Origin of the sequence: Hymenobacter properus, from assembly GCF_015694735.1 — a bacterium.
Classification (GTDB): Bacteria; Bacteroidota; Bacteroidia; order Cytophagales; family Hymenobacteraceae; genus Hymenobacter; species Hymenobacter properus.
In genome coordinates this window covers 975,736-988,895 of the sequence record NZ_JADQDP010000002.1, presented here as the reverse complement: position 1 = coordinate 988,895, position 13,160 = coordinate 975,736, and the positions used below count along the sequence as shown (strand labels likewise).

15 protein-coding genes are annotated in these 13,160 nt (G+C 60.1%); 12 read left to right on the top strand and 3 right to left on the bottom strand.

The window, feature by feature from the left end; translation table 11 throughout:
* The first annotated feature begins 16 nt into the window (after nucleotides 1-16).
* From creD to rplS, 7 genes are all read left to right on the top strand, one after another.
* Nucleotides 17-1,510, top strand: a complete 1,494-nt coding sequence (creD, locus tag I2I01_RS10390) for a cell envelope integrity protein CreD (RefSeq protein ID WP_196286369.1) — start codon at nucleotides 17-19, stop codon at nucleotides 1,508-1,510.
* A gap of 153 nt (nucleotides 1,511-1,663) precedes the next feature.
* Entirely contained in the window at nucleotides 1,664-2,374 is a 711-nt protein-coding gene (locus I2I01_RS10385) for an RluA family pseudouridine synthase (RefSeq protein ID WP_196286368.1), read from the top strand.
* Nucleotides 2,375-2,590: 216 nt separating this feature from the next.
* Nucleotides 2,591-3,379, top strand: coding sequence for an acyl-CoA desaturase (locus tag I2I01_RS10380; protein WP_196286367.1), 789 nt, complete (start codon nucleotides 2,591-2,593; stop codon nucleotides 3,377-3,379).
* 232 nt (nucleotides 3,380-3,611) lie between these two features.
* Nucleotides 3,612-4,157: a 30S ribosomal protein S16 gene (locus I2I01_RS10375; RefSeq protein ID WP_196286366.1), complete on the top strand. Its 546-nt coding sequence runs from the start codon at nucleotides 3,612-3,614 to the stop codon at nucleotides 4,155-4,157.
* A 93-nt stretch (nucleotides 4,158-4,250) separates the two neighbouring features.
* Complete coding sequence (gene rimM, locus I2I01_RS10370; RefSeq protein WP_196286365.1) at nucleotides 4,251-4,832, top strand: ribosome maturation factor RimM; 582 nt, start codon at nucleotides 4,251-4,253, stop codon at nucleotides 4,830-4,832.
* An 89-nt stretch (nucleotides 4,833-4,921) separates the two neighbouring features.
* Nucleotides 4,922-5,596, top strand: coding sequence for a tRNA (guanosine(37)-N1)-methyltransferase TrmD (trmD, locus tag I2I01_RS10365; RefSeq protein WP_196286364.1), 675 nt, complete (start codon nucleotides 4,922-4,924; stop codon nucleotides 5,594-5,596).
* A 167-nt stretch (nucleotides 5,597-5,763) separates the two neighbouring features.
* Nucleotides 5,764-6,144, top strand: coding sequence for a 50S ribosomal protein L19 (rplS, locus tag I2I01_RS10360; RefSeq protein ID WP_196286363.1), 381 nt, complete (start codon nucleotides 5,764-5,766; stop codon nucleotides 6,142-6,144).
* Nucleotides 6,145-6,231: 87 nt separating this feature from the next.
* Here the strand turns inward: rplS and I2I01_RS10355 are convergent, their stop codons facing one another.
* Nucleotides 6,232-6,654 carry a hypothetical protein gene (locus tag I2I01_RS10355; protein ID WP_196286362.1) on the bottom strand — a complete coding sequence of 141 codons (423 nt, stop codon included), beginning with the start codon at nucleotides 6,652-6,654 and terminating at the stop codon, nucleotides 6,232-6,234.
* Between the two features lie 160 nt (nucleotides 6,655-6,814).
* The gene (locus I2I01_RS10350) at nucleotides 6,815-7,522 is read right to left on the bottom strand and encodes a hypothetical protein (protein ID WP_196286361.1); all 708 of its coding nucleotides are present in this window, start codon (nucleotides 7,520-7,522) and stop codon (nucleotides 6,815-6,817) included.
* Nucleotides 7,523-7,788: 266 nt separating this feature from the next.
* On the opposite strand from I2I01_RS10350, the gene I2I01_RS10345 reads away from it, so the two are divergent.
* The 5 genes from I2I01_RS10345 to I2I01_RS10325 all read left to right on the top strand — a co-directional run bounded on the left by I2I01_RS10345 (nucleotide 7,789) and on the right by I2I01_RS10325 (nucleotide 10,752).
* Nucleotides 7,789-8,196, top strand: coding sequence for a 6-pyruvoyl trahydropterin synthase family protein (locus I2I01_RS10345; protein WP_196286360.1), 408 nt, complete (start codon nucleotides 7,789-7,791; stop codon nucleotides 8,194-8,196).
* Nucleotides 8,189-8,848, top strand: coding sequence for a GTP cyclohydrolase I FolE (folE, locus tag I2I01_RS10340; RefSeq protein WP_196286359.1), 660 nt, complete (start codon nucleotides 8,189-8,191; stop codon nucleotides 8,846-8,848). Before I2I01_RS10345 ends, folE begins: the two co-directional genes overlap by 8 nt.
* A gap of 97 nt (nucleotides 8,849-8,945) precedes the next feature.
* On the top strand, nucleotides 8,946-9,878 hold the full coding sequence (locus I2I01_RS10335; RefSeq protein ID WP_196286358.1) for a TIGR01777 family oxidoreductase: 933 nt from the start codon (nucleotides 8,946-8,948) through the stop codon (nucleotides 9,876-9,878).
* A gap of 142 nt (nucleotides 9,879-10,020) precedes the next feature.
* Complete coding sequence (locus I2I01_RS10330) at nucleotides 10,021-10,230, top strand: RyR domain-containing protein (protein WP_196286357.1); 210 nt, start codon at nucleotides 10,021-10,023, stop codon at nucleotides 10,228-10,230.
* A gap of 30 nt (nucleotides 10,231-10,260) precedes the next feature.
* A complete protein-coding gene (locus I2I01_RS10325; protein ID WP_196286356.1) occupies nucleotides 10,261-10,752 on the top strand; it encodes a hypothetical protein in 492 nt (163 codons plus the stop codon).
* Here I2I01_RS10325 and I2I01_RS10320 read toward each other — a convergent pair.
* Nucleotides 10,749-13,142: a penicillin-binding protein 1A gene (locus tag I2I01_RS10320; protein WP_196286355.1), complete on the bottom strand. Its 2,394-nt coding sequence runs from the start codon at nucleotides 13,140-13,142 to the stop codon at nucleotides 10,749-10,751. The two genes, I2I01_RS10325 and I2I01_RS10320, sit on opposite strands and share 4 nt — an antisense overlap.
* Nucleotides 13,143-13,160: the final 18 nt, after the last annotated feature.

Sequence of the window (13,160 nt, the reverse complement as noted above, 5' to 3'; positions counted from 1 at the left end):
CTTTATTAAACCAGATATGGGCCCTTTCTCCCCCGCCGGAAGTCGTCAGACTGCAGCTTCGATGAGCTGGAGCATCACCTTCAAGCTCATCATCATTGCGGTGCTGCTGGTGCTGCTGCTCATTCCATCGAGCATGGTGGAAGGCCTGATAACCGAGCGTGCCGAAAACCGCGACGCGGCCACCGCCGAAATCAGCAGCCAGTGGGGCGGGGCGCAGCTGGTGTTGGGGCCCGTGCTGGTGCTGCCCTACACGGTGCGCCAGGTGAGCGAGAAGGGCGTGGTGAGTGAGGAAATTCGCTACCTGAGTTTGCTGCCCGACACCTTGGCTACCAACGGCACGCTGGCACCCGAGCGGCGCCACCGTGGCATCTACGAAGCAGTGGTGTACCGGGCAGGGCTGCACGTGCAGGGCGCTTTCCAGGCGCCGCCCCTGGCCGACCTGGGCGTGCCGGCCGCCGCGGTGCGGTGGTCGGAGGCCTTTGTGGCCGTGGGCATTTCCGACATGAAAGGCATCCGCAACGGCCTGGCGCTGAGTTGGGACGGCCGCCAGCATCCGTTCGAGCCCGGCGTGCCCACCGCATCGGTGCTGCCGGCGGGCAGTGCCCCCACGGTCACCACGCAGTTCAACACGGTGCTGAACGAGCGGCGCCGCTACTCCAAATACCACGAAGACGACGAGGACGGCCCGCGCGGCCAAAGCACCAACGGCGTGAGCGTGGCCATCCCCATGCCCGACGAAGCCGCTCTGCAGCGCCGCCACACCTTCTCTTTCGACCTCGACCTGAACGGCAGCACCGGCCTGCTACTGGCCCCCCTGGGCCGCCAAACCACGCTGCACCTCAGCGCCCCCTGGGCCGACCCGAGCTTCATCGGCGCGTTTTTGCCCGTGCGCCGCACCCTGAGCGGCAAAGATTTCACGGCCGACTGGCAGGTGCTGCACCTCAACCGCAACTTCCCCCAGCACTGGCGCACCGACACCGACCGCCCCGCCGTGGACGAATCGACCTTTGGCGTGCGCCTGCTGGTGCCCGTGAACGAGTACCAGAAAACCATGCGCGCCGCCAAGTACGCGCTGCTGCCACTCACGCTCACCTTCCTCATTTTCTTCTTCGTGGAGGTGCTCACGCGGCGGCGGTTCCACCCGTTTCAGTACATTTTGGTGGGCCTGGCACTGGTTATTTTTTACGTGCTGCTGCTGGCGCTGGCCGAACAAATGCCCTTCAACGCGGCCTATGGCTTATCGGCGCTGGTCATTGTGGGCCTGGTGACGGGCTACGCGGCGGCCAGCTTCCGGCACCGGCGCCTCACGCTGGTCACGGCCGGCGTGCTCACGATGGTGTACGGCTTCATTTTCGTGGTGTTGCAGCTGCAGGATTACGCCCTGCTGGTAGGTAGCCTGGGCCTGGTGCTAGTCTTGGGTATTGTGATGTTCCTCTCGCGCAACGTGAACTGGTACAACCCCGCGCCGGATGCGCCGGAGTTGCCCGCCGGAGAACCAGCAGCGGCCTGAGGCGCATCGGGTTCGCTCCCGCGCGGCTTCGTATCTTCGCCTCCAGAAAGGCAGGAGCGAAGCGCCCGGCGCGTGTAGTCTGATGAAGTGCGGAAGCCCCCGAGGGCCCCTGGCGCGCTCCTGCTGATAGTCCACCCCGCCCGCCCCCGCCGCGTGAATCGTCCCAACCTGTGGTCCGAAGGCAGAGAAATTCTGTTCGAAGACAATCATTTGCTCGTCATCAACAAGCCCGCCGGCATCCTCGTGCAGGGCGACGCCACCGGCGACGAGCCCCTGTCCAAGAAAGCCGCCGAGTACCTGCGCTTCAAGTACAAGAAGCCCGGCGAGGCTTTCGTAGGCGTGTGCCACCGCATCGACCGGCCGGTATCAGGCATTGTCATTCTGGCCAAAACCAGCAAGGCCCTGAGCCGCCTGAACGAGCTGTTTCGCGACGACAAGATTCACAAAACCTACTGGGCCCTCACCGGCAAAGCCCCTGTGCCCGAGAGCGGCACCCTGGTGCACTGGCTGGTGAAGGACACTGTGCGCAACGTAACTAAGGCCTATCCTACCGCTCACGGGCAGGGCCTGCGCTCCGAGCTGAAATACGAGCTGCTGGGCCCGGCGGCCAACCGCTTCCTGCTCCAGGTGAACCCCGTGACCGGCCGTCCGCACCAGATTCGGACCCAGCTGGCCACCGGCCTGGGCACGCCCATTGTGGGCGATGTGAAGTACGGCTTCATCGCCCCGCTGCCCGACGTGAGCATTGCCCTACACGCCCGTCAGCTGCAGCTGCAGCACCCCGTCACGAAGGAAACGATGACGTTTACCGCTCCCCTGCCCGACGCGCCGCATTGGGACGCAGCGCGCGAGTTCTACCAATAGAACTACTGTTTAACCAGTTCATTTTCAATACACAGCTGGCTTTTCACGTCACTCTACGGGCTGCAAACCATTGCAATTGAGCGACGTGCAAGATTTTGGCCTTCCGGGAGTGATTACCCGTGCCCCTTTGTGCTGGCCGTAATTTTGCGTCCATACTACTGAACCTAAGCGCGGGCCTTTTGCATTGTGCGGTCAGTTCAGCTTTCGCACCCCTTTATGGCTATTCTGATTTTCTTCGTTGCCCACTACTATCTATCGCTGTTCACGCAGACGTTTTACCTGCACCGCTACGCGGCGCACAAGATGTTTACGATGAACCGCTTTTGGGAAAAATTCTTCTTTCTGTTCACCTACATCTGCCAGGGCAGCAGCTTCCTCTCGCCCCGGGCCTACGCGCTGCTGCACCGCATGCACCACGCCTACTCCGACACCGAGCTCGACCCGCACTCGCCCCACTTCTCGAACAATGCGTTTGACATGATGTGGAAAACGAAGAACATCTACAACGATGTGCTGAACCACAACCACGAGTTATCGAAACGCTTCGAGGGCGACATCCCGGAGTGGAAATTCATTGAAAACCTCGGCGACAAGTGGTTTTCGCGCTTGGGCTGGGGCACGGCCTACGTGCTGTTCTACATCAACTTCGCCACGGCCTGGTGGCAGTACCTGCTGCTGCCCATCCACTTCCTGATGGGCCCCATCCACGGCGCCATTGTGAACTGGGGCGGCCACAAATACGGCTACCAAAACTTCGACAACAACGACAAGTCGATGAACACGCTGGCGCTGGATTTCCTGGCCTTCGGCGAGTTGTTCCAGAACAACCACCACAAGCTGCCCATGCGCGTCAACTTCGGCGTGAAGTGGTGGGAGTTTGACCCTACCTACGTGGCCATCTGGGGCCTCGACAAAGTTGGTGTCATCAAGGTGAAGCGCAAAAACATGAACCTGAATACTATGTCAAAGCTGGCCAAGCCCAAGCGCGAGGCCGTGGCAGCATAACCCGCCTGTCATCCTGAGGGCAGCGAAGGACCTTATCGAGTTAGGAAATACTGACGTGATATGGTCCTTCGCTGCCCTCAGGATGACAGATTAGCAAAAGCCCTGGCTCCACGCCAGGGCTTTTTTTATGCCTGGCCCTAGCTAATGCGCTGACGAACCGCTACCTTTGCACTCCCAATTTCGGGAAACCCTCACCCGATGCACGAGTTGCATCACACAACCCCACCGGTTTATGGCAGTTAAAATCCGCCTCGCCCGTCGTGGCCGCAAAAAGGCTTCGACTTACGACATCGTAGTAGCTGACTCCCGCTCGCCCCGCGACGGCCGTTTCATCGAGAAACTCGGCACCTACAACCCCCACACCAACCCCGCCACCATCAACTACGACGCCGACCGCGCGTTCTACTGGATGATGACCGGTGCTCAGCCCACCGACACCGTTCGGGCCATGCTCAGCTACCGCGGCGTACTCTACCGTCGTCACCTGCAGCTGGGTGTTGACAAAGGCGCCATCACCCAGGAGGTGGCTGACCAGCGTTTCGACGCCTGGAAACAGGAGAAGGATGCTAAAATCGAAAGCAAGCGCACTGGCTTGGTTGATGCCAAAGCCGACGCTCGCAAAGCCGCTCTCGCCGCCGAAACCAAGGTGAAAGAAGCCCGCGCCGAAAACTTGCGTCAGAAGCAGGCTGCCCTGCTGGCTGCTAACGCTCCCGCTCCGGCCGCTGAAGAAGGCGCCGAAGCTCCGGCTGCCGAGGCTACCGAAGCTGCTGCCGAGTAGTTTTTAGGTTTCTGAAAACCGAAAGCGTTTGGGAGTTGTGAGCCGGACCGGCTGGCAACTCCCAAACGCTTTTTCGTTCGCCCCTCCCCCACCATGACCCTCGACGAAACTTATCAGCTCGGCTACATCCTCAAAACCCACGGCCTACGTGGCCACGTGGCCGCCCACTTCGACGTGGACGATGTAGCCGACTACCTCAAGCTCAAAAAAGTGTACCTCGCACTCCCCGCCGCGCCCACCAAACTGGTGGAGCACAAGGTGGAAAAGGTGCAATCGCAGTCCGGCAACCGCGTGCTGCTGAAGCTGCACGGCATCGACCGTATAGAAGAAGCTGAGCCCCTGCGCGGCTCGCAGCTCTACCTGCCCCTGGCCGAGCTACCGGAGCTGGAAGACGACCAGTTTTACTTCCACGACGTCATCGGCTTCACGGTGGTGGACGAAAACCTGGGCGAGCTGGGCACCGTGGAGAACTTCTACGAGTTGCCGCAGCAAGACATGCTGGCCATGCGCTATCAGGGCCAGGAAGTGTTGATTCCGGTGGTGGACGAGCTGGTGAGCCATGCCGACCACGAGAAAAAGCAGGTCCACGTGAAACTGCCCGAAGGTTTGCTGGATGTTTACCTCAAGCCTTCGTCGCGCGACAAGGACGAGCCCGACGAATTTGATGAAGCGTAATGTAGCGTGGACTCTGGGAGTCCGCGCATAGGCGTTCAGTTCCAGCTAAGACAAGCGCGGACTCGCAGAGTCCATGCTATAACCCAACCATGCGCATCGACATCCTAACCTGCCTGCCCGAGTTGCTGATTAGCCCGTTTTCGCACTCTATAGTGAAGCGGGCGCAGGACAAGGGCCTGGCTGAAATTCACCTGCACCAGTTGCGCGACAAGGCCATTAACAAGCACGGTCAGATTGACGACTTCGTGTTTGGCGGCGGCGCGGGCATGGTGTTGCGCGTCGAGCCCATTGCCGACTGGATAGACGAGCTACAGGCCCAGCGGCCCTACGACGCCATTATATACCTCACGCCCGACGGCGAGACCCTGCGCCAGCCGCTGGCCAACCGCCTTTCCCTCATGCAGAACATCATTATGCTCTGCGGTCACTACAAGGGCATTGATGAGCGCATCCGCCAGACCTACATCACCCACGAAATCAGCGTGGGCGACTATGTGCTGAGCGGCGGCGAGCTGGGCGCGGCCGTGCTGGTCGATGCTGTAGTACGGCTGCTGCCCGGCGTGCTGGGCAATGAGGAGTCGGCGCTGTCCGATTCTTTTCAGGACGATTTGCTGGCGCCGCCCATCTACACGCGCCCAGCCGAATGGCGCGGGCAAGCCGTGCCCGACATCCTTTTATCGGGCAATACGCCCAAAATAGAGGAATGGCGGCACGAGCAGGCACTGGCCCGCACCCAGCAGCGCCGGCCCGATTTGTTGGCTTAAAACCCGATTTGGCTGCTTCGATTTTCGAATCAGCAGCAAATCAGTGAACAAGCTAACCTATGTTCTGCAAATGACTTGCTATCCTCAACAGAAAGCCCTATCTTTGCGCTCCGTTTCGATAAAAACTAATTCCCGACGGCGGCGCCGTCTTTCGCAATTTCTCAGCCATGAGCGTACTACTTGACTTTATCCAGGCCGAATCGCAGGAGCGCCGCGCCAGCTTTCCCGACTTTGCCGCCGGCGACACCATTAACGTGCACGTGAAAATCCGCGAGGGCAACAAGGAGCGCATCCAGCAGTTCCAGGGCGTGGTGCTGCAGCGCCGCAACCCCAGCTCGAACGGCGAAACCTTCACCGTGCGCAAGATTTCGAACCAAATCGGCACCGAGCGTATCTTCCCCCTGCTGTCGCCCAACATCGACAAAATCGAGGTAGTGCGTCGCGGTAAAGTGCGTCGCGCCCGTCTGTTCTACCTGCGCGGCCTGTCGGGCAAGCAAGCTCGTATCAAGGAGCGTCGCTTGAACGTAGCTGCCAAGGCTACCGCTTAATCATCGTCGCAGTACTCGCTGCTTCTAAAATAAAAAGCCGGCCCCACGCGTGGGGCCGGCTTTTTTAGGTTTGGGCTAGCCCAGCGGTTAGATTTGGCCTTTAGGCGTGTGCGAGGAAAAGTCTTGCGGCAGCTTGCCATCTACTTCCACCGAGCCACCCTGCAGCTGCTGCGAAACGGCCGAGAGGACTTCGCCCAGCTTGGTCATGCGCGTGGCCGTGTTCACGTTCTCGGCAAAGTTGGCGGCTTGGGTGGTGCCGGTGCCCAGCCGGGCCAGCAGTGGCGCAATCACATTCACATCCAGCGTGCCGCTGCCGAAGTGGGCTTTCAGCGCCTGCAGGTCAACTATCAGTTGGTGCAGAGCCGGGTTATTGGCGTCCTTGAGGTCTTCAATCCAGCGCTGTAGCTGGTTGTCGAGGCCGGCGCGTTCAGCGGTAGAATTGAGGTCGCCGGTGAGCAGGTGGATAGCGCTGTCGAGGTGCACCTGGTGCTGCGAATCTTTCTTTTCCATGGGATGAGGGGGTTGAGTAGCGAAGGACGGCTGTGGGGGCCGCCGTTCTAGCCAACGTAGTTTTTCGCTGTGGGGTTGACACCCGGCACTAAAGCAAAAAGCCCCGCCGGGTTCGGCGGGGCTTTTTGTTGAGGCGGTTGCTTGAGAAGCAGCGGGCCGCCTACTCAATCTTGTTCATGCGCTCTTTCACGGCTTCCAGGGCCACGCGCATGCTCACAATGTCGCCACGAGCGGCTTCCTGCTCTTTCAGGTTCAGGTCGATGAGGTTATTGAACTGCTGCAATTCCGCGGCGTTGGCGGCCAGCATCTGCTGAATTTCAATCTTGCGGGCCTTGTTCTTCTCAATGTCCTTCTTGATGGCATCAGCCTTGGCAATGACGGCCATGTGGTTGTTCTGCGAAGCTACCAGGGCGCGCTCGGCTTCAGCAATTTGCGACACCAAGTCTTCGCGATACATCATGCGGGCGAAGTCCTTCAGGTACTTCTCGGCCGACTTCCACTGCACCGGCGTTTTGTCTTTAGCCAAGTAGGCGTTGCCCAGGTCAATGCTCCACCACACGGTGGTGCCGGTAGGAGTAGCATCTACCTTGGAGATGACGCGAATGGGGGTGGGTGCAATTTCTTCGATGATGACACCGTCCATCGTCACGATGCCTTTGTTGTTCTTCACCTTGCTGCCAAACTTCTCATTCAGCTGCTTCAGCCAGGCCGCCTCCACGCGCTTGTTGTCGAGCTGCATGCTCACGCGCTGGCCGGTGCGGGGAACGTTGTTAATCGACATATCGGCTTCATCCACAGGGGATTTCTGGGCATAACTACCCAATGTAGCCAAGCATACAAGAAGTAGGATGAGTAGGCTTCGTTTCATGGTAATAATAACTTAATGAGAGCTTTAAAAATGACCTGTGGAAAAGCACAGAACGACTACAACGTTGTCCGGCTTTTCAAATTTAAGACCTTTCTTTCATGCAAATTCTTTTCCCAGCGTTTTTTTTAGGAATAATACTGTTTTTATTGGCTAAGTTCAATTCATCATTTATTAAGTCTAGTAAACCGTAATAGGTAAATTCAGGGAATGCCACACGAGGGCAGCACAGCCGCAACAAAGGCAGCCAAGACTGAGTTGTAGGGCCTATGCAAGTCACTGTTTGCCGCACCGAGCACTTCAACGCCGCCCACCGCCTGCACAACCCTGCATGTAGCGCCGAGCAGAACCAGCAGGTTTTTGGCCTTTGCAACAACCCCAACTACCACGGCCACAACTACAACCTGACCGTGCGCCTCACCGGTCCGGTCGACACCGACACGGGCTATGTGTTTGATATGAAGCAACTGAGCGACCTGATAAAGCGTGAGGTTCTCAACCGCTTCGACCACCGTAACCTGAACCTCGACACCGACGAATTCCGCACTCTGAACCCCACGGCCGAAAACATTGCCGTGGTAATTTGGCAGCGCCTGCGCCCGCACCTGGACGCTGGCCTCGCCCTTTCGGTCACGCTCTACGAGACAGACCGTAACTTTGTAGAATACCATGGATAACGCTTCCGGGCTGGGCCCGGCCTCCGACTCGCACCTGCCCCCGGGCCTGCGCACCCCGCTTCGCGACGATGCTTTCGTACGCAGCGACGACGAAAAAATTGCAGCCATCAGCGGCCATTTTGAGGCCATTATGCACGAGCTGGGCCTCGACCTAACCGACGACAGCCTGGCCGGCACGCCGCGCCGCGTGGCCAAGATGTTTGTGAAGGAGTGGTTTAAGGGTCTCGACCCGGCGAACCGGCCCGAGGTGCGCATGTTCGAGAACCGCTACGACTACCACCAGCTGCTGGTGGAGCGCGACATTACGCTGTTTTCGTGCTGCGAGCACCACTTTGTGCCCATCGTGGGAAAGGCGCACGTGGCCTATCTGCCGGGCTCGCACGTGGTGGGCCTGAGCAAGCTCAACCGCGTGGTGCAGCACTACGCGCGCCGCCCGCAGGTGCAGGAGCGCCTCACCCGCCAGATTGCCGAAGAATTGAAGCAGTGCCTGGGCACCGAGGACGTGGCCGTGCTCATCGAAGCCGACCACCTGTGCGTGATGAGCCGCGGCGTGAACGACACCAGCAGCTCGACGCTGACCAGCGAGTACGGCGGCCGCTTTGCGACTGATGGGGCGCTGCGCAGCGAGTTTATGCGGCAGATTGGGAAGTAGGTGCCGGGCGTTGGAGGTTTTGCCGTTTGAGCCATAAGATGAGTTCGACGTTGGCGCAGGGCGGCGGTTTTACTTTTGCCTGACTGAAAGCATTCCTATGACCGAAATTTCTCCTCGCAAAGTCCTCATCACCGGCGGCACCGGGCTCATTGGCACGCGGCTGGCCGAAATGCTGATTGACAGCGGCTACGAAGTGGCGTTGCTGAGCCGCGAGCCGGCCAAGAGCAGTCATTTCCGCAGCTTCCGCTGGGACCCGCGGGCGGGCACCATCGACGATGCGGCCATCCTCTACGCCGATTACATCGTGAACCTGGCCGGGGCGAGCGTAAGCGACGGCAAGTGGACCGACGAGCGCAAGCGCGACATCATGAGCAGCCGGCTGGGCGGGCTGGCGCTGCTGCACCGCGAGCTGAGCAACCCGCGCCACCACGTGCAGGCGTTTATTTCGGCTTCGGCCATTGGCGTGTACGGCGACACGGGCGACAAGCTACTGACCGAGGAGACGCCCCCCGGCCTGCCCACGCACGATTTCCTGGCCGACGTGGCCCACCAATGGGAACTGGCGGCGGCGCCCATTGCGCAGCTGGGCATCCGGACGGTGGTGCCGCGCATCGGCATTGTGCTGAGCACCGAAGGTGGGGCCCTGCCCCAGATTGCCCGGCCGGTGAAGCTGGGCGCGGGCGCGGCGCTGGGCAGCGGCAAGCAGTACATGTCCTGGATTCACCTGGACGACATTTGCCGCCTGTTCATCGCCATGCTGGAAGGCGCGGCTTGGGAGGGCACCTACAACGCAGTGGCCCCGAACCCGGTGACGAACGAGGCCTTCACCAAAGAGCTGGCCGAGGTGCTGCACCGCCCGCTGATTTTGCCCAAGGTGCCGGCTTTCGGCCTGAAGCTGGCCATGGGCGAGATGAGCGAAATCGTGCTGGCTTCGCAACGGGTGAGCGCAGCCAAGGTGCTGGCGCAAGGCTTCCGGTTTGAGTACCCGGAGCTGCGCGGGGCGCTGGAGGCGCTGTATGGGGGAGAGTAGAAGCTGTACCTAAGCATGGCAATGGTTTCACAGTCAGATAGATAGCACGGGAAGTGTTTGTGGCAAGGCAACCAGTCGGCCGATGGCCGCGAAACACGTTAGCTTAATAAACGTTGTTTCCGCATTATTCTAAAAAGCCGCTATGCAACAACTGCCTGACCTCGAAATGGTGGCTGCGAAAGTCCACGAGGCCTGGATGCAAACCAAGAGGGCGCAGGGCGTCATAAGCCGCCTGAGCGAAACCGGTGAAGAATTGATGGTGCCGTATGCGCAGCTCAGCGAGCCAGCCAAGGAGTTGGACCGCATGACCGTGCGGACGGTGTATGCGGCAATTAAGGCGGTGGGTAAATGACCCACAAGCCCTAGTTACAATTTCCCACGAATGCTGAATTTCATCAGAAAGCTCTTCATAAGCAAGCCGGCACCGAAAGCGGACGCCATGTCCGCTGAGTTTCCCGCTTATGCAGACAAGGCTATTCAGCTAATTGCAACCAGTAACGGGCAACTTGAGAACAAAGAGCTCTTGGGCTTATTCACGACTGCGGGCATTCCTGAAACTGAGGCTACTGAATTGCTGCTGTTTTTGCCAACGGCCTTCTGCCGGCATATGCTTCCCAAGGTGGCTTGGCCCGCTTATTATGTTGAGTACGTTTCTGACAAAGACCAAAAGCAGGTGCAGTATGCTGACAACCTGCGATACTTGGCGATGCAGGCAGCGATGATGCGCTATTTGACCACCCCTTTCGAACAGGCTGACTTTCTAAAAATAGCCGGGCGTAGTGCGGCTTTTAAAACCATCAATAGCTTGCTCAAAGACCACCCAGCTTTCAGTCCTGAAGATGTAGAGCTTACCCCCGAATACGTGGTGCGCTAGCGCCGGATGCTGTCCGGCACCCCGCCCCCGTTGTTCATCTGCTCCAGCAGGTTGTCGGCGGCGATGGTGTCGATGGCGGCGGCGCGGCGGCGCGGCTCCGATTCAGACACGCAGGTGTACTTCTTGTTGATTTTGACGGTGGGCTTGGGGAAGTGGCCGGGCGTGTAGCCCAGGTCCTTGTCCTGGTACACTTTCTCCATGAACTTGCCGAAGATGGGCAGGGCCGTGCGGCCACCTTCGCCCTGCTGCGAGCCCACGAAGTGGATGCTGCGGTCTTCGCCGCCCACCCACACGCCGGTCATCAGGTCCTTGGTCATGCCCATGTACCAGCCGTCGGAGTAGTTGCTGGTGGTGCCGGTTTTGCCGCCAATCTGGTTGTCGTTGTGCCAGAGGTCGTAGTCCCAGAGGGCCTGGGAGGTGCCGCCGGGCTCTTCCATGCCGCCGCGCAGCATGTAGGTCATCAGCCAGGCGGTTTCGGCCGGGATGGCGCGGTGCTGCATGGGGTCGAACTGCTGGATGACGTTGCCGTTACGGTCCTCGATGCGCGTGACGAGGCGCGGGTCGGAGCGGAAACCGTTGTTCATAAACGTGCTGTAGGCGTCCACCATTTCGTACACGCTCACGTCGCCGGCCGAGCCCAGGCCAATGCTGGGCACCGGCAGCAGCGGCGAGGTGATGCCTACTTTGTGGGCATACTTGGCCACGTTTTCCCAGCCCACTTTCTCGGTCAGCTGGGCCGTTACGGAGTTCACGGAGCGGGCCATGGCGTGGCGCAGCGTCATGTTGATGCCGGTGTATTCGCGGGTCACGTTGTCGGGCTTCCACTCCATGGGCTGGCCGTTCTCGACGTAGTTGATGGTGACGCGCTGGTCGCGAATGCGGTCGCAGGGCGAGTAGCCGTTGTCGAGGGCGGTGAGGTAGACGAAGGGCTTGAACGTGGAGCCGGCCTGGCGCTTGCCCTGCTTCACGTGGTCGTACTGGAAAAAGCGGAAGTCGAGCCCACCCACCCAGGCCTTAATCTGGCCGGTGTAGGGGTCCATGCACATCATGCCCGATTGCAGGAAGTGCTTGTAATAGGCCAGCGAATCGAGCGGCGACATCACCAGCGTGGTGTCGTTGTCGTCGTGCTTCCAGGTGAAGACCTTCATGGGCCGCTTGGCGTTCAGGGCCGAATCGAGGCGCTGGGGCTGGCCTTTGTAACGCGCGGCGAGGCTCTTGTAGCTCTCGGTGCGCTTCATCTGAGTGAGAATGAAGTCGGGGATTTCCTGGCCTTTCTCGTCCACCCAGGGGTTCGAGCCGCGGTTGCGCCAGAAGTTGTCGAACTGCCGCTGCAGGGATTTCATGCGCTCGTGCAGGGCTTCCTCGGCGTGGGCCTGCATGCGCGAGTCGATGCTGAGGTAGATTTTCATGCCGTCGCGGTACATGTCGTGGCCGGTGCTGTCACACCAGGCGTCCACAAACTGGCTGATGGCGCTGCGGAAGTAGGTATCGGGCCCGTCGATGTGGGGCTCAACGTGGTAGTTGAGCACGATGGGCGTGGCCTTGAGGGCCTTGATTTGGGCGGCGGGCAGCACGCCGGCCTGGCCCATGCGGTCGAGCACCACGTTGCGGCGGCGCAGAGCGGCGGCGGGGTGGAACTTGGGGTTGTAGGCCGTGGGGTTGTTGAGCACGCCCACCAGCATGGCGGCCTCCTCGGGCTTGAGGCTGTCGGGGGAGGTGTGAAAGAAGGTTTTGGCCGCCACCTTGATGCCGAAGGCGCTGGAGCCGTATTCCACGGTGTTGAGGTACATCCGCAGAATTTCTTCTTTGGTGTAGCGCTGCTCCAGGTCCACGGCCGTGAGCCACTCCTTGGTCTTGGCCACAATGGTGCTCACTACCGGAATGTAGCCCAGGGCCCCGCGGCTCTGCTGCCGGCGGATTTTGTAGAGGTTTTTGGCTAGCTGCTGGGTGATGGTAGAGCCGCCGCGCTTCTCGCCGCGCAACGACGAGAACGCGCCGCCCACCACGGCCTGTAGGTCGATACCCGAATGCTCGTAGAAGCGCACATCCTCCGTCGCAATCAAAGCCTTGATGAGCAGCGGCGACATTTGATTGAGGGCCACCGGCGAGCGGTTTTCGCGGAAATACTTGCCGATGAGCACGCCATCCGAAGTATAGATTTCCGAGGCCTGCTCCACCTTGGGGTTTTCCAAATCGGCCAGGCTGGGCGACTTACCGAAGAGGAACATGAAGTTGGTGCTAACCAGAAACGGATACACCAGAAACAGAATGACGACCAGGCCGAACCCTACCCAGGCCCAGCTGGCCAGCCGCAGGGGCCAGCGGCGGCGCGGCGCTTTCGGTTTGGGGCCCGTAGAAAGGGAAGAGCTTGTCGGTTGGGAATCGGCCATGCGGGGCTGCAGAGTGGA